We start from the raw sequence: 17,339 nt of genomic DNA, 5'->3' as shown, positions 1-17,339 counted from the left end.
CGGTTCCAGGGCGCTGAAAGCACCCTGAAACCGCGCTGAATGCGCCCTGCCGCAACCTCTGCGGCATGACGACAACGACATCGCCCTCACTCGCCATCGCGGCCAAGGGGCTGCGCAAGGCCTACGGGGACCTGACGGTGCTCGACGGTATCGATCTCGCTGTGCCGACCGGCACCGTCTTCTCCCTTCTCGGGCCGAACGGCGCCGGCAAGACCACCGCCGTGAAGATCCTGTCCACGCTCATCGCCGCCGACGGCGGCGAGCTGCACGTAGGCGGCCACGATCTGGCCGCCGACCCGCAGGCGGTGCGCGCCGCGATCGGTGTCACCGGGCAGTTCTCCGCCGTCGACGGCCTGATCACCGGCGAGGAGAACATGCTCCTCATGGCGGACCTGCACCACCTGTCCAAGCGCGAGGGGCCGCGGGTCGCCGCCGAACTGCTGGAACGCTTCGACCTCGTCGAGGCCGCCAAGAAGCCCGTCTCCACCTACTCCGGCGGCATGAAGCGCCGCCTCGACCTCGCCATGACCCTGGTCGGCGACCCGCGGATCATCTTCCTCGACGAACCCACCACCGGCCTCGACCCCCGCAGCCGCCACAACATGTGGCAGATCATCCGCGAACTCGTCACGGGCGGCGTCACCGTCTTCCTCACCACCCAGTACCTGGAGGAGGCCGACGAACTCGCCGACCGCATCGCCGTGCTCAACGACGGCAAGATCGCCGCCGAGGGCAGCGCCGAGGAACTGAAACGGCTCATCCCCGGCGGCCACGTGCGGCTGCGCTTCTCCGACCCGGCCGCCTACCAGAGCGCCGCCTCCGCGCTGCGCGAGGCCACCCGCGACGACGAGGCTCTGGCGCTGCACATCCCCAGCGACGGCAGCCAGCGCGAGCTGCGCTCCATCCTCGACTGGCTGGACTCCGCCGGAGTCGAGGCGGACGAGCTGACCGTGCACACCCCCGACCTCGACGACGTGTTCTTCGCCCTGACCAGTGGCACAACTCAGCCCGCCAAGGAGACCGTCCGATGAGCGCCCCCCTGGCCCCCACCCGCCCGACCCGGATCTCCCTCGCCGTCCGCGACTCGCACACGATGCTGCGCCGCAACCTCCTGCACGCGCTGCGCTACCCGTCCATGACCCTGAACCTGCTGCTCACGCCGATCATGCTCCTGCTGCTCTTCGTCTACGTCTTCGGAGGCGTGATGAGCGCGGGCATCGGTGGCGGCGGCGCCGACCGCTCCGAGTACATCGCCTACCTCGTCCCGGGCCTGTTGATGATGACCATCGGCTCCACCGTGATCGGGGCCGCGATCTCCGTCTCCATGGACATGACCGAGGGCCTCATCGCCCGCTTCCGCACGATGGCGGTCTACCGCGGGTCCGTGCTCGTCGGGCACGTCGTCGGCAGCGTGCTGCAGGTGCTCGCCAGCCTGGTCCTCGTCGGTGCCATCGCCGTGGCCATCGGCTTCCGGTCCACGGACGCCACGGCCCTGGAGTGGTTGGCGGCCTTCGGACTGATCGCGCTGTTCACCTTGGCGCTCACCTGGATCGCGGTCGGGATGGGCATGGCCAGCCCGACCCCCGAGGCGGCCAGCAACATGGCAACGCCGCTCATCCTCCTCCCGCTCATCTCCAGCGCCTTCGTCCCCATCGACGCGATCCCGGGCTGGTTCCAGCCGATCGCCGAGTACCAGCCGTTCACCCCGGCCATCGAGACCCTGCGCGGCCTGCTGCTCGGCACCGAGATCGGCAACAACGGGTGGCTCGCGATCGCCTGGTGCCTGGGCCTCACCGCGCTCGGCTACCGCTGGTCGACGGCGTTGTTCAACCGCGACCCGAAGTAACCGCCATGACAGCGCGGGCCGCCTCCCGCAGCTCGTCCCGCCCCAGGGCGGCGTACTCCGACACCGCGTCGGCGTACGCCGCCCTGTCGGCCTCCTCGGCCGCCTTCCGGGCGCGGTCCGCCGACATCGTCGGCTGGAACTCGCGCAGCACCCGCAGGCGTTCGGCCAGCGCGATCATCCGCACGGCACGGGCGTCGCCGGAGGCGATCCCCGCCATGCCGAGCGCGTGGAGCACCGTCCCGAACAGATGGAGATCCATGGGTGAGCCGGACGGACCGGAGAGCAGGGTCCGCAGCCCCTGCCGCAGCCGGTGGACCGGCTCCGTGACCAGCTCCAGGCGGCCGGCGTGCGCATGCGCCGTCACCGCCACCGACTGGATCTGCAGGGCCCACCGGTCGAGGAAGGGGTCGCCGCTGAGCATCGAGCCGAACTCGGCCACCTGCTCCGCGGCGCTGCGCCACAAGCCGAGCCCGACCTCGGTCAGTCCGCGGGCGAGCGCGATCTCGGCACGGCCGCCGAGGTCGGAGAAGTCGTCATCCTGCCGGGTGTTGTCACTCTCCGCCTGCCGCAGCCAGTACTCGGCCTCATCAGGGTCTCCGCGCTGCAGGCAGGCCAGGGCGAGGCCCCAGCGGACGCCGATGAAGTCGTGCTCGCCGCCGAGCCGCGGCAGCGCCTCGAGCACCGCCTTGAGGTACCCGTACGCGGCCTCACCCCGCTCCGTCTTCAAGCACAGCTCGCCCAGCCGGGCGTAGCCCATGACCTGAAGGAACGGATTGTCGACCGGCGCCAGCGCGATGATGATCCGGCGCGCCGAGTCGAGTGCGCGGTCGATGTCGTGCTCGTACTCCCAGACGTAGGTGGCGACGCACTCGGCGACGCCGGCGAGCAGCGGCTGCTCGCTGTCGCAGAGCCTGTGCAGCACTTCGTAGTCGGGAGGCAGCATCTCGGGGACCGCGCTCAGCACTGCCGCGGTGGCGCGCAGCAGCGTGTCCGGCGGGGCCGGGGGCAGGCGCCGGAGGGTGACGAGCTGGCGTACGGCGTGCGGGCCGTAGCCCATGAACAGGCTCGCCGTGCACATCACCGCGGCGGCGCGGGCGACTTCGACGTATTCGGGCTCGGGGCGGTAGTGCGACAGCGGCGGGCCGGTGTCCGCGGCGAGGGCGGTGAGGCGGGGGTAGTCGGAGCCGGTGGACCACAGGGCGGCGAGGACCGCGGTGAGGGCGGCGGTGGTGGGACCGTCCGTACGGGTCAGGGCGTGCCGCAGGGCCAGCACAAGGTTGTCCTGCTCGGCCCTGACCCGCTCCCGGGCGGCAATGGGACCTTCCCTGCCCGAGCGGAGCCGAGAGCTCGGGGAAGGTTCCGAGCCGAAGATCCAGTCGTGGTACGCGACCCCGAAGTCCCGCGCCCAGGCGAGGAACCGGCCGACGGCCTCCTCGTCCTCGCCCGCCTCCGCGCGCCGTGAGGCGCTGAACTCCCGTACGGTCTCCAGCATCCGGAACCGCACGCCGGCCGGGGTGTCGGAGACGGTGAGCAGCGACTGATCGGCCAACTGCTCGAGCAGAAACAGCGCGTCCTCGCCGAGCACATGCTCCGCCGCCTCGGCGGAGCAGCCGCCGGGAAAGACGGACAGTGTGCGCAGCGCCGCCCTGGCGTCCTCCCCGAGCAGGTTCCAGCTCCAGTCCACGACCGCGTGCAGCGTGCGGTGGCGCTCCGGCACGTCCCGCGCCCCGCCGCGCAGCAGCGCGAACCGGTCGCCGAGGCGGCGGGCGATCTCCGGCACCGAAAGGACCCGCACCCGCGCCGCGGCCAGCTCCACGGCGAGCGGTAGCCCGTCGAGGTGGCGGCACAGCCCGGCCACCGCGTCCGGCGGCAGCTCCACTCCGGGGCGGGCGGCCCGGGCCCGTTGGGCGAACAGTTCGACCGAGGTGTCGAGACCGAGCTCCGGCAGCGCGTACACCGCCTCCGAGCTGAGGCCGAGCGGGGCCCGGCTGGTGGCGAGCACCCGCAGGTCCTTCGAAGACGAGACCAGGGCCTGTACGAGGTCGGCGACGCCCCGGACGACCTGCTCGCAGTTGTCGAGGACCAGCAGCGCGGGCCCGGAGCCGAGCACGCCGAGGATGCCGGCCACCGGGTCGGCCGGGGCGTGGCCGCTCACGGCGCCGGCCCGCTCCCCCGCGCCGAGCGCGGAGCCCACCTCCGCGGCCACGTCGGCGTCGGCGGTGACGCCGGCGAGCGGCACGAAATGCACCAGGCGCTGCTCGGCCCGGCGGCTGACGGCGTGCGCGAGCCGGGTCTTGCCGAGGCCGCCGGGGCCGACGACGGTGACGGCGCGGGAGGCGCTCAGCAGTCGCTGTACCGCCGCGATGTCCTCGTCCCGGCCGAGAAGCGGGTTCGGCTCGTGCGGCACGCCGTGCCTGACCACGGGCGCCTCGCCGCGCAGCAGCTCCCGGTGTACGGCCTTGAGCCCGGCGCCCGGGTCCGTGCCGAGCTCGTCGCGGAGCTCACGGCGGTACGCCTCGTACCGCGTCAGCGCGGCGGACGGGCCCGCCGTAGCCGCCTCGCCGCGCAGCAGCTCGGCGAGCACCTCCTCGTCGCGCGGATGTGCCGAGGCTGCAGCAGCCAGCGGCCCGGCCGCCTCCGCGTGCCGCCCCAGCCGGGCGAGCGCGAGCGCCCGCGCGCGCACGAGCGCGCGGCGGACGGGGGCGCGCTCGGTGCGTAACGCGGCTACGGGGTCGTGGGGGTCGTAGGCCTCGTCAGGGGTGCCCTCCCACAGCGCGAGCCCGGCCTCGGCCGCGGCCAGCGATCCCACGTGGTCCCCGGCCCTGGCCCGGTCCGCGCTCGCGGCGGCGTGCAGCAGCAGGGCGGAGCTGTCGACTCGGTCCTCGGCGAGGGTGAGCCGGTATCCGGTCGGCGTGCCGGCGATGACGTCGGGACCCAATTGCGCCCGTGCCCTGGATATGAGGACCTGCACCGCCTTTGCCGGCCGCTCCGGCAATGCGTCCGGCCACAGCCCCGCCACGAGCCGTTCGGTGCTGCACCCCGTGCGGGGGTCGCCCGCGAGCAGCGCGAGGAGGGCGCGGAGCCGGGGCGCGGTGACCTCCTGTCCGCGATAGGCGACACGCGGCAGCAGGGTCAGGTCGGTGGTCACGCGTGCAGATTAGCCAAGTCGCCGGCCACCACGAGAGCGCACAGGGACAGCAGCAGGCGTCACCATCCAGATCGCGAGCTCCGTCCTGCCTCCGGCTACCAGCCGGCCCAGCCAGAGCACCTGGTCGGTCTCCATCAGGCGGGGCGCGGCGGTCTCCGCCAGACGCAGGAAGTAGCGGGCGTGCGCCTCGCACAGCGTGTTCTCCTCGTCCGCGTCGAGCCGTTCGGCCAGGTGACGCCGGATCGTGTCCAGCATCCGGTAGCGGGTCTGCCCGCCGATGTCGGCGACCTGCACCGGCGACTTGTCCACGAGGGCGGTCAGCAGGTCGACCACGTCCCGCTCCGCGCTCCGGCGCACACCTGCTCCACCGCGCCCAGCGTCGCCCCGGCGGGGAACACGGCCAGCCTGCGGGTCGGAGCCCGTTCCTCGGGGTGCGGCAGCTCCCGGCTCCAGTCGCCGACGGTGGCCGGCGTGCGGTGCCGGGGCGGGCGGCCGCGCCCGCCGTCCGACAGGATCCGCAGGTGGTCCTCGATCCGCTCGGCGACCTCGCGCGGAGACTGTGCGCGCAATCGTGCGGCGGCCAGTTCCAGCGCGAGGGGCAGGCCAGGCGCGCACGCGGGCGTAGACGTCCAGGGCGTCGACACCGCGGCCCACGGCGCGTAGCGCGTGCATCGGGCGGGCCTGCCACCGTTCGTCCGCCGCCGGCCAGGTGCTCCAGTTCCGGCAGGACCTCCGCTGCCCGGCCCAGCGCCAGGTCCGCGTCGATCCGGTCGGCGAGCGCGGCGCGGCGCAGTTCCCGCAGCCGTACCGTTGCGGCCTCGGTGAAGAGGGCGCCCTGAGCCTCCGTGAACTCCTCGCCGCGCCACAGGCTCAGCGCCTCGCGCAGCGTCCCCGTCGCGGGATCGACGAACTCACCGACGTCCCATCGGACTTCGTCTGGGTGACGCCGGGGCAGTCGGAGCGGCTGCCGCGGCACGGCTACTACCTGAACATGCAGGCACGCACGCTGCTGGCCGCACTGCGGTCGGTCGTCTGGTCCCCGCAGTTCGCGGGTCGTTGATTCGTATGGTGTGACCGGTCTGGGGACGTGCCGGGTCGGTGATGCGGCGTTGGGCGGGGTGTGTCGATGACGTCCCGGTCCCCGCGGTCACGGTCTGAGGTGCAGCCGTTCGGGTGAAGGAGTGCGGGTACGCGAACTCCCGGAGTCCTTCCTCGCCCTGCTTGCGCCCGTAACCGCTGTCGCCCCGGCCGCCGAAGGGACCCGGTCGGCGTACATCCGCCGGGGCTTGCGACGCGGGCGTCCCGGCAGGCCCCGGATCGGCGGGACGGCGTCCAGCAGCGGCAGGAGATGGGATGGAACATCGTGCCCCTGCCCAGCCCATGTCTGGCGTTGCATGTGCGGTCGCCGCTGATGGCACGGCCCGACGTCGCGTAGGTGATGCGCTTTCCTCCGCGATGATCCTGTTCATCATGAATAGACGCAGCTCACGGGGGCTGGCGTGAGTGGTGGACGGGATGCGCAGGCGCCCGGTCAGGTGGTTGTGGCGGTAGGCGGTGATCTCCGAGACGCGGCCGGGCCGGGCTGCCGGGTGAACCGCTCCGGGTCTCTCAAGCGCTGAAGCTTGGAAGGATGCGCTCATGCCTACGCAGGGGAAGTACCCGGAGGAGCTGATCGAGCGGCCGTGCGGTGGTGGCCGAGAAGCGACGGCAGACGCCGGGTCCGGGAAGCGTTGCGGCACTGAGTCAAGAAGGCGGACGGTGCTGCGGACCGGCAGGCCGTGGCCGCGGCGGCGGAGTCCGACGGGATCCGGCTTGTCGATGCCTGGTGAGCGGCAAGCCCGGTGAGGTAGACCATCGGCGGTGGCCGAGCAACAAACCGACACGCAAGGCAGCGACGCCGAGGTTGATGTCCACCGCCCACAACGCGTCCTCGGACAGTGCGAGTACGTCGCCGATTAGCTCCAGCAGCGCGGACTCGTATCTCAGCCCTTCAGCGCGGCGGCGATCGAGTCGGCGATCGGCGTGGTCGGGCGGCCTGTCAGCCGGGACAACTCGCCGCCGGCGGCGGCCATCTCGCCCTTTTCGATGGACGCCTCCACGCCGCCGAGGATCGCAGCGAGGGGCTCGGGCAGTCCGGCGTGCCCGGTCAGGATGCCGACATAGGTCTCGACGGAGACCGGGTTGTAGGCAATCTCCCTGCCGCTCTGCCGGCTCAGCTCGGCCGCGTACTCCGCGAAGCTCCAGGCGGTGTCGCCGTTCAGCTCGTACGTCGTGTTCTCGTGGCCCTCACCGGTCAGCACGGCGACGGCGGCAGCGGCGTAGTCGGCGCGGGAGGCGGAGGCGACACGGCCCTGGCCGGCGGCCTGGGTGACGGTGTTGGACTGCAGCACGGGGGCCAGCTGCTCGGTGTAGTTCTCGTTGTACCAGCCGTTGCGCAGCAGCACGTAGGGCAGTCCGGAGTCGAGGATCACCGCCTCCGTCGCCCGGGCATCGTCGGCGAGGGCGGCGGTCAGACTGCCGGCGGCGCTGGTGTAGGCGAGGAGGGCGACCCCGGCGGCCTTGGCCGCGTCGATGACCACCTTGTGCTGGCCTAGGCGGTCCCTGTGGAACTCACTGCTGGAGATCAGCAGCACCTTGTCGCCGGCGGAGAGAACGCCGTCGACGGTCTCGGGGGCGTTGTAGTCGGCGACCGCGATCCTCACACCCCGTGCCGCCAGGTCGGCGGCCCTCTGCTCGCTGTGGACGACGGCGGTGATCTGGTCGGAGGGAACCTTCTCCAGCAGGCCCCCGATGACGAGACGGCCGAGGTTTCCGGTCGCGCCGGTGACGACGATGCTCATGGGCTGAAATCTTCCGCTCTGTTAACTCTGATCTCTTCTTTCACTAACCATAGGAAGGGCACTAACTCTTCGGAAGTACCGGCTTTGACGTAAGGTACGGGCATGGAAGTAAGTGACACGACGTACGTGGACCGTGTGCGGATGGCCGAGGGTGACGGGGTGTGCCCGCAGCGCGTGACCATGGAGCACGTCACCAGCCGCTGGGGCACCCTGGCGCTGATCGCGCTGCTGGACCGCTCGTACCGCTTCAGCGAGCTACGCAGGGAGATCGGAAGAGTCAGCGAGAAGATGCTGACCCAGACCCTCCAGACCTTGGAGCGCGACGGCCTGGTCCACCGCGACGCCAAACCCGTGATCCCGCCCCGCGTGGATTACTCCCTCACGGAACTGGGCCGGGAGGCCGCTGAACAGATCCGTGGCCTCGCACTGTGGACGGAGCAGCGGCTGGCGGCGATCCAGAAGGCCCGCCAGGAGTACGACGCGGCGAAGCGTGATCCGAGCGAAAGGGCCGGCCGCTCCACCGACGCGAGGCCTCGCTCTGTTCGGGCGTAACACGAGCGAGCCGACTACCCGTTGACCGACTACCCGTTGACCGACTGACCGGCGATTGCGGGAAGCCGGAGTGGCGCCCGCCGCGCTGTCCGCCCGGCGGTGGCTTACTGACCAGAAGAAGAGGCACGGGCAAGAAGTCGGGTATAGCCTGAAATATCCCTATTGGTTGACATGCGTCGCTCATCGCACTGGAGGGGCTCATGACCTTCGTCCAGCTCATCGACTGCAAGACCAGCAATGTCGATCAACTCAACCGGCTGATGGACAGCTGGGTTGAGTCGACCCAGGGCAAGCGGACCGCCACACACTCGATCGTCGGGCGGGACCGGGCGGACTCCGCCCATGTCGTCGAGATCGTGGAGTTCCCGTCGTACGAGGAGGCGATGAAAAACTCCAACCTCCCCGAGACCAACCGCATCTTCGAGGAGCTTGTCGCCGCCTGCGAGGAGACGCCCACCTTCACGGACCTCGACGTCGTGCGGGACGAGCAGCTCAACAAGCTCGTCGTCCGCCGCTTCTTCGACGAGGTCATCAACGCCAGGAACCTCGACCTCGCCGACGAGCTGTGCACCGGCGACTACCGAGAACACGATCCTGCCCTCTCCTCCTACGACGTGGACCTCGCTCAGGCCAAGCGGGAGAACGGCGAGATCCTGGACGCCTTCAATCCCCGGCTCACCGTGGAGAGCATGATCGCCGAGGGAGACCTGGTGACCTGCCGGATCACTTTCGAGGGCCGGCACACCGGCACCTACCAGGGGCTGGAGCCCACCAACCGGGACGTCGCCGGGACCGGGCACGCCACGTTCCGCTGCCAGGGCGGCAAGATCGCCGAGAGCTGGTGGAACTGGGACGACCTCGGGCTGCTGCGGCAACTGGGCGCCCTGGAAGCCTGACCCATCCCAGAACCGCTGTCGTGAGGGCCGGCCGACCACCCCGCAACGGCGGTCTGGGCTTGCCCCGTACAGGCCCACGCACACCAGCGTCGTCAGGGCCAGGGCAAAGGGGTAGCCGAGGACCCAGTGCCGCTCCGGCATGTGGTCGAAGTTCATGCCGCAGACAGTGCCGATCAGGGTGGGCGCGGACAGGATCGTCGCCCACCCGGAGATCTTCTACTTGATCTGCCGAGCTCGGCAGCAGCTCGTCCATGTGCTCCACGCGGTCGACGAACTCGGTCCGCACCACAGCCCCCGTCTCGTCATCCGTCACGGAACTTCCGTACCACAGCGTTACTTGCCGCTCACGGCAGATCACGTGAAACGCGTCAGGAGGTGAGGAGGAGAGACGGCCGGCCCGCGCGCAGGAACTATGCCGCCCGATCCGTCGCGCGGGAGGCGAGCAGGGCGCGCACGGCCTGCACGGCTGCCTTGGTCAGGGAAGGGTCTGAGAGCCCTGCCGTGCGAGGGCGCTCCGACGGGCCGGTGGAACCGACGGGCACCCCCCGGTACGGGATGGGCCCGCCGGGATCCTGCCCGCCGGGGACGGCGAGCAGTGCGGCGCCGGTGGAGAGTCCGGCGGTGGTGGTGCGGAGCGGAGGACGGGGAGATCACCGTCAGGTGATCTCCGCGGCGTGCGTGGTCGCCGGCCAACTCCACCGGGGGCCGTTCACCTTCAGGGTGCCACTGCAGCTTCGGCCCGGGCCAGGGCGACTTCCAGTACGACCAGCAGCGCGTCGCGGACCGAGCCCGTCTTCCGTGCGTCGAAGACGAGCAGCGGAACGTGCTCGGTGATGTCCAGTGCCCACCGCACTTCGTCGAGGTCGTGCTCGACCTCCCCGTCGAAGGCGTTGACGGCGACCGCGAAGGGCACGTCCTTGTGCTCGAAGTAGTCCACCGCCGCGTAGCAGTCGTCCAGTCGGCGGGTGTCCACGATGACCAGACCGCCGAGGGCGCCCTCCACCAGGTCGTCCCACATGAAGCCGAACCGGTCCTGGCCCGGGGTGCCGAACAGGTACAGCTTGAGCGTCGGGTCGATGGTGATGCAGCCGAAGTCCATGGCGACCGTGGTGGTGGTCTTGCCCGGAGTGTGCGTGAGATCGTCCACTCCTGCCGCGACCTCGGTGATCGCGGCCTCCGTGGTGAGCGGCCGTATCTCGGAGATCGAGCCCACGGTCGTGGTCTTGCCGACACCGAAGCCGCCGGCGATGACCAGTTTGACCGGCGTCGGCGGCTGTTCAACTGGTGTCACGGAGTGTCCCCCGTGAGTCGGGGACGGCACGAAGACCATCGATAACCCTTCGCAGTACGGAGAGATCCTGGGCGGTCCCGGCGTTCGGCCGGTGGACCGCCAGATGCCCTGCGGCACGCAGGTCCTCGGCCAGCACGCGGACCACGTTGAGGTGCAGTCGCAGCCCGGCGGCCAGTTCCGCCACCGACTGCGGCCGCCGGCAGGCCGCGATGATGTCGTGATGTTCGAAGGTGAGCGAGTGCAGGACGGACAGCCCCGCCGAGGTCGACACGACCTGGGTCTCGACCGGGATCGGCAACGCCGCGCCGCCCCCCGACACCCGGCCTGCGGTCAGCAGGAACGGCCGGATCGCGGGGGCGCGGCCGGCGGCCGGGTCCGGCGAGCCCCCGGCGTGCCCAGCTGCCTCGTGTGGTGGTCCGCCGACTGCCATCACGATCCCTTTCCGAAGTGCCTGTACCCGTGCCCCGGGCGGGGGACGGTCAGCCGGCCGGGGCCGCGCCGACACTGTTCTTCAGCTCCAGCACCAGCTGGGGGGTGAGCGCGGCCCCGGCCCGGTTGGCGAAGAGAGTCATCTCGTAGGCGATGTTGCCCAGCTTCGCCTCCTTGGAGGTCACCACTCCCAGGACGGCGCCGCAGCCGATGGCCGACACCAGCACATGGCCGCCCTCCAGATCGATGATGACCTTGTTGAGGCCGCCGAGCCCATAGTTGCCGGAGGCGCCCGCGGCGAGACTCGTCAGGCCGGACACGATCGCGGCGAGCCGCTCGGAGTCGGCGTGCTCACGCAGCCGGGAAACGGCGATCAGCAGGCCGTCGGACGACACGGCGATGGCGTCGACCACACCGGCGGTCTCCGTGGCGAAGCGGTCGAGCAGCCAGGTGAAGTCGGCTGCGGCGGCTCGCAGATCGGTGGGTTCCGGCCGCTCGGAACTGTTGTCAGCTGTCGACGTGGTCACTGCCGGACTCCTTCTGGGATTGCTGGTGGTGCGATGATGCTGGTTTCGTCCGGGCGTGAGCACTGTCCTGCTCTGCCCTGCGTACGGCTGCCTCGAACTCGTCGAGTTCCGAGCGGACGGCCTCGGCGTCGGCGGGCTGCCGCACCGTCGGCGCTCCCCGGTCCGCCCGCGAAGAGGTCATGGCGAGTGTCGCGCCCCGTACCCGCCGCCGCAGCGGCCGTGAGTCCTGTGCGGCACGTTGTTCGCCCGAGTCGGCCGTCCGCTCCCCTCCGGCGTCCTCGGCGGTCCGTTCCGCGGTGGCCGGTTCCGCGCCAGTGCGCGCCGGGAGGCGCCGGGGAAGCGCGTCGTGCGACGAGGGGGCCGCCGACCGCTCGGTGACAACGGTGGCGGAGACCGGTACGCGCGACGGCGCGGGCACGGCGGCCTCCTGCCCGGTCCTCACCGGGAACGCCGCCACGGCTGCGATCGGGCCCGTGTCCACGGGCTCCTCGGGGTCCTCGGGGTCCTCGGGACTCATGGTCAGCAGGAGCGAGGCGGGGATCCAGACGGTTGCGGTGACCCCGCCGCCCGGCGTACGGCTCAGCGACACGCGCACTCCCCAACGCCGGGCAAGACTGCCGACCGCGAAGAGGCCGAGCACCCTGGTCGGCACGAGGTCGAGCCGCTCCCGGCGCACGAGCCGGGCGTTCTCCTCGGCGAGGCGCTCCGCGCTCATGCCGAGGCCGTGGTCGATGACCTCGATCAGCGCCCCGCCGTCCTCGGTGACGTCGGTCCCGGGGCGGACGGCCACCTCGACGGGGGTGTGGGAGGGCGAGAACGCGACCGCGTTCTCCAGCAGTTCGGCGAGCATCAGCGTCAGGTCACCGACGATGTCGGGCGCGACGGTGACCTCCGTCTCGGGCCGCAGAGACACCCGCTGATAGCCCTCGATCTGGCCGAGCGACGCCCTGATGACGTTTGCCAGGGGGGTCGGCCGGGCCTCGACACCGGTCTCCCGGATTCCGGCGAGCAGCATCAGGCTGTCGGCGTTGCGCTGGAGGCGTACGGCGATGTGGTCGATGCTGTACAGCCGTTCGAGCAGTTCGGGGTCGGTCTCCTCGCGTTCGACGGCGTCGATCAGCATGAGCTGACGCGTCGTCAGGTTGCTCACCCGCCGGCCGACGTTACCGAACATCTCGGCGACGTTGCGCCGGCTGAGCACCTGCCGCTCCAGCAGCTGGGCGGCGGTGACCTGAACCTGGTTGAACGCCTCGGCCAGTTCGCCGATCTCGTCACGGACCGGGACCGGGATCGACCGCGGCCGCAGCGGGGTACTGCCGGCGGACTCGTCGTCGGAGACCCGGGCGAGTTCCTCGCCCGCCACGTCGACCACCTCCTGGGCGGAGCGGGTCAGGCCCTCCAGGGGGCGCACGACCGAACGCCGGATCAGGACGCAGAAGGTCAGCCAGGCGGCGAAGCCGAGCAGGGTCAGACCAAGCAGGTAGACGGCGTTCCGCAGGGCATCCGCGGAGACGGCGTCGGACCGGGCGGCGGTCTGCTCGATCAGCGACCTGGTGATGCCGAGTCGGGCTTCGGACTGCCGGGTCCCGTCGGTGATCACCTTGCGGAGCTGCGCCGGCGTCTGGCCCTGCAAGGCACCGGGATCGATCTGGAGCTCCGCGAACCGGGCTTCGACACCGTGCTGTTCGGCGCTGCGCCGGATGCCGTCCATGCGCAGGACCTGCGCCGGTGTGGCGATGCGCTCGAACCGGTCCAACTGGTGGTCGTAGAGCTTGCGAGCGCCGACCGCCCGGCTGTACTCGGTGAGGGCGTTGGCGTCCCTGGTCTGGGCGGAGAACACGGCGCTCTCGAAGGCCGCGTGGGACGCGTCGGCGCGCAGCACCGTGTCCAGGAGTGTCACGACCGAGGACGACGAGGTTCCGGAGTAGCCCCCCAGGCCGATGCCGTCGATCAGGTACTCGACCGCGGAGGCGTACGCGGGGTCGATGTTGGCGGCGGGGACATAGCCACGTTCAAGCTTCTCGCGCAGGACACCGAGGCCGCGGATGTAGTCCAGCGCCTGCGCCTCCTCGGGCGGCAGGCCGGAGGCGAACGCCGCACGCACGGCGGCGACCTGCGCGTCGGTGCTCCGTTGCGCCCGACGGTAGTCGGTGGTCGGCGGCAGCGGGACTCCGGGGCGGGCCGAGTCGTACTGCACGGAGAGCAGGAGCGCCTGCCGGTGTTCGGCCTGTATGTCGTTGATGAGCTGTGCGACCTGTTCACTGTCGCGCACCAGGTCCGCGATCCGGCCCGCTTCCCGGGCATGCTGCACCTGGCCGTAGGCGCCGACGCCGAGCAGTACGCCGACGACCGCGATGGGCGCGATCACCAGGACGTTGAGCTTACGCCGGAAGGGCCACCGGTCGAGAACGGTCGCCACCCTGCGGCGAAACCGCGGAGTCCGGCGGGCATGCCTGGGCGGGTCCGGTGCGTGCGGCGGGTTCCCTGTGGTGGCGGACACCCGGGCCTCCTTCGACGTGTTGCTGAGCGGTGACGGGGACGTCGTGTTCACGGACCGCCGACCGGCCGGCACCGGACGTGACACTTTCGCGGCCTTCATCGCTGATAGGAACGAAGAGATCGCGCCAGGTGTCTGGAACCAGCTGGGCGAGAGTATCGCCTTTACCATGACATGACAAAGTTTGGGTCATAAAGAATCAATGACGGAATGTTTACGAAGTATCTCCCTGAGTGCAACGCTTCGCCCGATGAGGCGCTCGTCGTACTGCACACCGCTGATCGATCCACGGTGCCGGGTACGGACGTGACGCGGACCGACCGGTCGAACGCGCCCCTCGCCTCGGGCACTCGCTGCCTCCCCGGGCCACCCGGGCCACCGCCGGGCATCACCGCCCGCCGGCCTCGCGGGCCTCTCCTCCCGTCGCTGGCCTGAATCCTCACGACAGCGGCAACGCGCGGGAACCGTCGCCGACCCCACGCCCCGCCTCCCCGCCCAGCCCTGCCCTCTCTCGCACCGTGTTGGAGACCCCGTGCACCCCACCCGCAAGGCGGCCGTGACGGCCACCGCTCTCCTGGCCTCGGCCACCATCGCCCTCACCACCGGCTGCGAGAGCGCTTCCACCACCGACGGGTCCGCCGCCGCGTCCCCCAGCGGCTCGTCCAGACCCGGCTGCCCCACCGCCCTCGCCGAGGCCAAGCGGGCCGTCAAGACGGCCGAGGACGTCAACGCCCCCTGGTCCGGGCCGACCAGCGGGCCCCGGGCCGTCCCCGGCAAGACCATCGTCTACATCGCCCAGACGCTGACCAATCCCGGCGCGGCGGGCGTCGCCAAGGGCGTCCAGGAAGCCGCCGGCGTCATCGACTGGCGTGTCCGCACCCTCAACGGCCAGGGCACGCCCGCCGGGATCAAGGCCGCCTTCGCCGAGGCCCTGGCCCTCAAACCCGACGGCATCGTCATCGGCGGCTTCGATCCCACCTCCACCGCCGCACAGGTCGAGCAGGCGAACGCGGACGGCATCCCGCTGATCGGCTGGCACGCCGTCGCGGCTCCCGGCCCCAGCGAGAACCCGAAGCTGTTCAGCAACATCACCACCAGGGTCGAGGAGGTCGCGAAGATCAGCGCTGATTGGATCATCGCCCGGTCCAACGGTCGTGCGGGCGTCGTCCTGTTCACCGACGCCTCGATCCCCTTCGCCAAGCGCAAGTCGGATCTGATCAAGAAGGAACTCGCCACCTGCTCCGGCGTCGAGCTGCTGAGCTACGAGAACGTCCCCATCCCGCAGGCGGGCAGTCTCACCACCAAGAGGGTCTCCTCCCTGGCCTCCCGCTTCGGTGACAGGTGGACCCATTCCGCCGCCATCAACGACCTGTACTTCGACCACGCGGGCCCCGCCCTGCGTGCCGCTGGCAGGCAGGGCGAGGGCGCCCCGTTCAACATCGGGGCCGGTGACGGCGACCCCTCGGCCTTCCAGCGCATCAACAGCAAGGAGTTCCAGGCCGCCACCGTGCCCGAACCGCTGTCCGAACAGGGCTGGCAGATCATCGACGAGTTCAACCGTTCCTTCGCCGGCGAGCTGGCCAGCGGATACGTCGCCCCCGTCCATGTCACCACCGCCGCCAACAGCGGCGGCGCACTGTCCTGGGACTCCGAGGGCTACCGCGAGGCTTACCGCAGGATCTGGGAGAAGTAGACACGCAGCAGACCGGCGAACCGGCTGGACTCGCCGGAGCTCGCCGACGTATAAGCCGAAACGGCACGTACGCCTGCCCGGCCAACGCTGACATCCTCTTCGGAGTTGATCACCGCGTGACCGCACCCGACCGCAATGCCCCCGACCCGAACCGCGTCCTGCGCAGGGCCGGGCTGATCGGCTCCCTGCTGGTCGCCACGACGGCCGGCGTGCTGTGGCTCGGCGCCGATGTCGTCGGGACCAGGGAGTGCATGGACCATGCGTACGGCCTCGGGGTCGAAGGCGGCGGCTCCACCATGACCGAGAAGGGATGCGAGGTCACCGTACCGACCACCACCATGGGTCCGGTGACTGCTGCGCTGCCTACCCTCAACGAGCCGCTCGCGGCCACCACCCTGGTCGTGGGCATCGGCAGCGCCGTCCCGCCCGTGGTCCGCCTCTGGCTGTCAACGCGCCGCCCACGCTGACGGGCTCATAGGGTGGAGGGCACGCAAGGGCTGGGCTGGTCGGCTGTCGCTGACCAGCCCAGGCTGTGCTGACCGACGCCTTCCGCACACCGGCGCCCTCACAGCATTGCCGCACTACTGACGCAACAGGCGCTTGCCCGGCTCGCGCCGGTACCCACCAGCGTTCGTTCGAGTGCGCGTCGGCCCAGGTCAGTCCCTCTGTGCGCCCGTCGGCAGGGTGCGCAGCCGCATGGTGCTCGCCGAGCTGGTACCGAAGGCGTAGTCCAGCAGCTTGGCGGCGTCTGTGTAGCGGTACTGGTCGTTGAGGAGCACGCCGATGACCGTCTTCTCGTTGCGGGTCGCGGCGAAGACGAGGCAGGGGCCGGACGGCGTGTTGGTGCCCGTCTTCACCCCGATCGCGCCGCTGTACGAGCCGAGCAGCTGGTTGGTGTTGTACCAGGTGTACGTGCGCGTGCCACCGGTGCTGGTCGTCGCGTACTGCACGGTCTTCGGCTTCTTCACGATGCCCGCGAACGTCGAGTACTTCATCGCGCTGCGCGCGAGCTTGGCGAGGTCGCGCGGCGTCGTGTAGTTCGTGTTCTGCGTCGAGTTGCCGTCGAACGAGTCGAAGTGCGTGTTGGTCAGGCCGAGGGTGTCCGCCTTGGCGTTCATCTTGCTGATGAACGACTTGGTCCGCGCCGAGATGGTCGTACCGGTGCCGAAGGTGTCCGCGAGGGCCATCGCGGCGTCGCAGCCGGACGGCAGCAGCATCGCATGGAGCAGCTGGCGGATGGTGACCTTGTCGCCGGTCTTGAGATCCGCGGTGCTCGCGCCCTTGGCAGTGACGTAGTCCCGGTAAGCCTGCTTGATGGTGACCTTCCGGTCGAGGTTCAGGTCGGGGGTGCTCAGCACGACGCGAGCCGTCATGATCTTGGTGGTGCTCGCCATGGGCCGCTTGGTGTCGGCGTACTTGCTGTAGAGCGTGGAGCCCGTCGCGCTGTTGAGCATGAACGCGCCCTTGGCGCTGACCGAGGGCGCGGTCGCCGCCTGCGCGGGCGCGGTCACGGCGCCGCCCGCGAGCAGCGCGCCGGTGGCGCAGGCGACAGCTGCGGCTCTGCGGATACGTACGCCCTTGATGCCGGTTATCACTATGAACGCTCCGAGTGTGCCAAAG

The 17,339-nt window shown here is 70.7% G+C and carries 16 protein-coding genes and 3 pseudogenes; 7 read left to right on the top strand and 12 right to left on the bottom strand.

Going from position 1 to position 17,339, the window contains the following annotated elements; translation table 11 throughout:
* Positions 1 to 65: 65 nt before the first annotated feature.
* Together V8690_RS38995 and V8690_RS38990 are read left to right on the top strand one after the other, a co-directional pair.
* Positions 66 to 1,031, top strand: coding sequence for an ATP-binding cassette domain-containing protein (locus V8690_RS38995; protein ID WP_338784743.1), 966 nt, complete (start codon positions 66 to 68; stop codon positions 1,029 to 1,031).
* The gene (locus tag V8690_RS38990; protein ID WP_338784742.1) at positions 1,028 to 1,846 is read left to right on the top strand and encodes an ABC transporter permease; all 819 of its coding nucleotides are present in this window, start codon (positions 1,028 to 1,030) and stop codon (positions 1,844 to 1,846) included. Before V8690_RS38995 ends, V8690_RS38990 begins: the two co-directional genes overlap by 4 nt.
* Here the strand turns inward: V8690_RS38990 and V8690_RS38985 are convergent.
* The 4 genes and pseudogenes from V8690_RS38985 to V8690_RS38970 all read right to left on the bottom strand — a co-directional run.
* Entirely contained in the window at positions 1,827 to 4,994 is a 3,168-nt protein-coding gene (locus tag V8690_RS38985; RefSeq protein ID WP_338784741.1) for a BTAD domain-containing putative transcriptional regulator, read from the bottom strand. The two genes, V8690_RS38990 and V8690_RS38985, sit on opposite strands and share 20 nt — an antisense overlap.
* A 9-nt stretch (positions 4,995 to 5,003) precedes the next feature.
* Positions 5,004 to 5,351 carry a hypothetical protein gene (locus tag V8690_RS38980; protein ID WP_338784740.1) on the bottom strand — a complete coding sequence of 116 codons (348 nt, stop codon included), beginning with the start codon at positions 5,349 to 5,351 and terminating at the stop codon, positions 5,004 to 5,006.
* On the bottom strand, positions 5,312 to 5,638 hold the full coding sequence (locus tag V8690_RS38975) for a hypothetical protein (RefSeq protein ID WP_338784739.1): 327 nt from the start codon (positions 5,636 to 5,638) through the stop codon (positions 5,312 to 5,314). The genes V8690_RS38980 and V8690_RS38975 overlap by 40 nt, the downstream gene beginning before the upstream one ends.
* A 119-nt stretch (positions 5,639 to 5,757) precedes the next feature.
* Positions 5,758 to 5,970: pseudogene (locus tag V8690_RS38970) on the bottom strand (BTAD domain-containing putative transcriptional regulator); the annotation flags it as partial.
* Here V8690_RS38970 and V8690_RS38965 point away from each other — a divergent pair.
* Positions 5,896 to 6,054 carry an NDP-hexose 2,3-dehydratase family protein gene (locus V8690_RS38965; protein ID WP_338785619.1) on the top strand — a complete coding sequence of 53 codons (159 nt, stop codon included), beginning with the start codon at positions 5,896 to 5,898 and terminating at the stop codon, positions 6,052 to 6,054. The pseudogene V8690_RS38970 and the gene V8690_RS38965 sit on opposite strands and share 75 nt — an antisense overlap.
* A 201-nt stretch (positions 6,055 to 6,255) precedes the next feature.
* Here the strand turns inward: V8690_RS38965 and V8690_RS38960 are convergent.
* Both V8690_RS38960 and V8690_RS38955 read right to left on the bottom strand, forming a co-directional pair.
* A pseudogene (locus V8690_RS38960) lies at positions 6,256 to 6,360 on the bottom strand (IS5/IS1182 family transposase); the annotation flags it as partial.
* Between the two features lie 616 nt (positions 6,361 to 6,976).
* Positions 6,977 to 7,834 (bottom strand): NAD(P)H-binding protein, encoded by an 858-nt coding sequence (locus tag V8690_RS38955; protein WP_338784738.1) that lies wholly within the window; start codon positions 7,832 to 7,834, stop codon positions 6,977 to 6,979.
* Positions 7,835 to 7,936: 102 nt separating this feature from the next.
* Between V8690_RS38955 and V8690_RS38950 the strand changes: the two genes are divergently transcribed.
* Both V8690_RS38950 and V8690_RS38945 read left to right on the top strand, forming a co-directional pair.
* The gene (locus V8690_RS38950; RefSeq protein ID WP_338784737.1) at positions 7,937 to 8,386 is read left to right on the top strand and encodes a helix-turn-helix domain-containing protein; all 450 of its coding nucleotides are present in this window, start codon (positions 7,937 to 7,939) and stop codon (positions 8,384 to 8,386) included.
* Positions 8,387 to 8,586: 200 nt separating this feature from the next.
* Positions 8,587 to 9,282, top strand: a complete 696-nt coding sequence (locus V8690_RS38945; protein ID WP_338784736.1) for an ester cyclase — start codon at positions 8,587 to 8,589, stop codon at positions 9,280 to 9,282.
* 66 nt (positions 9,283 to 9,348) lie between these two features.
* Here the strand turns inward: V8690_RS38945 and V8690_RS38940 are convergent.
* The 5 genes and pseudogenes from V8690_RS38940 to V8690_RS38920 all read right to left on the bottom strand — a co-directional run.
* Positions 9,349 to 9,507 (bottom strand): annotated as a pseudogene (locus V8690_RS38940) (CorA family divalent cation transporter); the annotation flags it as partial.
* 490 nt (positions 9,508 to 9,997) lie between these two features.
* Entirely contained in the window at positions 9,998 to 10,612 is a 615-nt protein-coding gene (locus V8690_RS38935) for an ATP/GTP-binding protein (protein ID WP_338784735.1), read from the bottom strand.
* The gene (locus V8690_RS38930) at positions 10,560 to 11,003 is read right to left on the bottom strand and encodes a DUF742 domain-containing protein (protein ID WP_338784734.1); all 444 of its coding nucleotides are present in this window, start codon (positions 11,001 to 11,003) and stop codon (positions 10,560 to 10,562) included. The genes V8690_RS38935 and V8690_RS38930 overlap by 53 nt, the downstream gene beginning before the upstream one ends.
* A gap of 49 nt (positions 11,004 to 11,052) precedes the next feature.
* Positions 11,053 to 11,529, bottom strand: coding sequence for a roadblock/LC7 domain-containing protein (locus V8690_RS38925; protein ID WP_338784733.1), 477 nt, complete (start codon positions 11,527 to 11,529; stop codon positions 11,053 to 11,055).
* Positions 11,510 to 14,029 (bottom strand): ATP-binding protein, encoded by a 2,520-nt coding sequence (locus tag V8690_RS38920; RefSeq protein WP_338784732.1) that lies wholly within the window; start codon positions 14,027 to 14,029, stop codon positions 11,510 to 11,512. Before V8690_RS38920 ends, V8690_RS38925 begins: the two co-directional genes overlap by 20 nt.
* 529 nt (positions 14,030 to 14,558) lie before the next feature.
* Here V8690_RS38920 and V8690_RS38915 point away from each other — a divergent pair.
* Both V8690_RS38915 and V8690_RS38910 read left to right on the top strand, forming a co-directional pair.
* A complete protein-coding gene (locus V8690_RS38915; RefSeq protein WP_338784731.1) occupies positions 14,559 to 15,719 on the top strand; it encodes a substrate-binding domain-containing protein in 1,161 nt (386 codons plus the stop codon).
* 116 nt (positions 15,720 to 15,835) lie between these two features.
* Positions 15,836 to 16,186: a hypothetical protein gene (locus tag V8690_RS38910; RefSeq protein ID WP_338784730.1), complete on the top strand. Its 351-nt coding sequence runs from the start codon at positions 15,836 to 15,838 to the stop codon at positions 16,184 to 16,186.
* A 189-nt stretch (positions 16,187 to 16,375) separates the two neighbouring features.
* On the opposite strand, the gene V8690_RS38905 is transcribed toward V8690_RS38910, so the two are convergent.
* Entirely contained in the window at positions 16,376 to 17,314 is a 939-nt protein-coding gene (locus tag V8690_RS38905; RefSeq protein ID WP_338784729.1) for a serine hydrolase, read from the bottom strand.
* Positions 17,315 to 17,339 lie beyond the last annotated feature (25 nt).

The sequence above is a fragment of the Streptomyces sp. DG1A-41 genome (assembly GCF_037055355.1).
GTDB lineage: Bacteria > Actinomycetota > Actinomycetes > Streptomycetales > Streptomycetaceae > Streptomyces.
The sequence above is the reverse complement of the archived record's forward strand: the minus strand, read 5'-3'. Positions and strand labels throughout refer to the sequence as shown.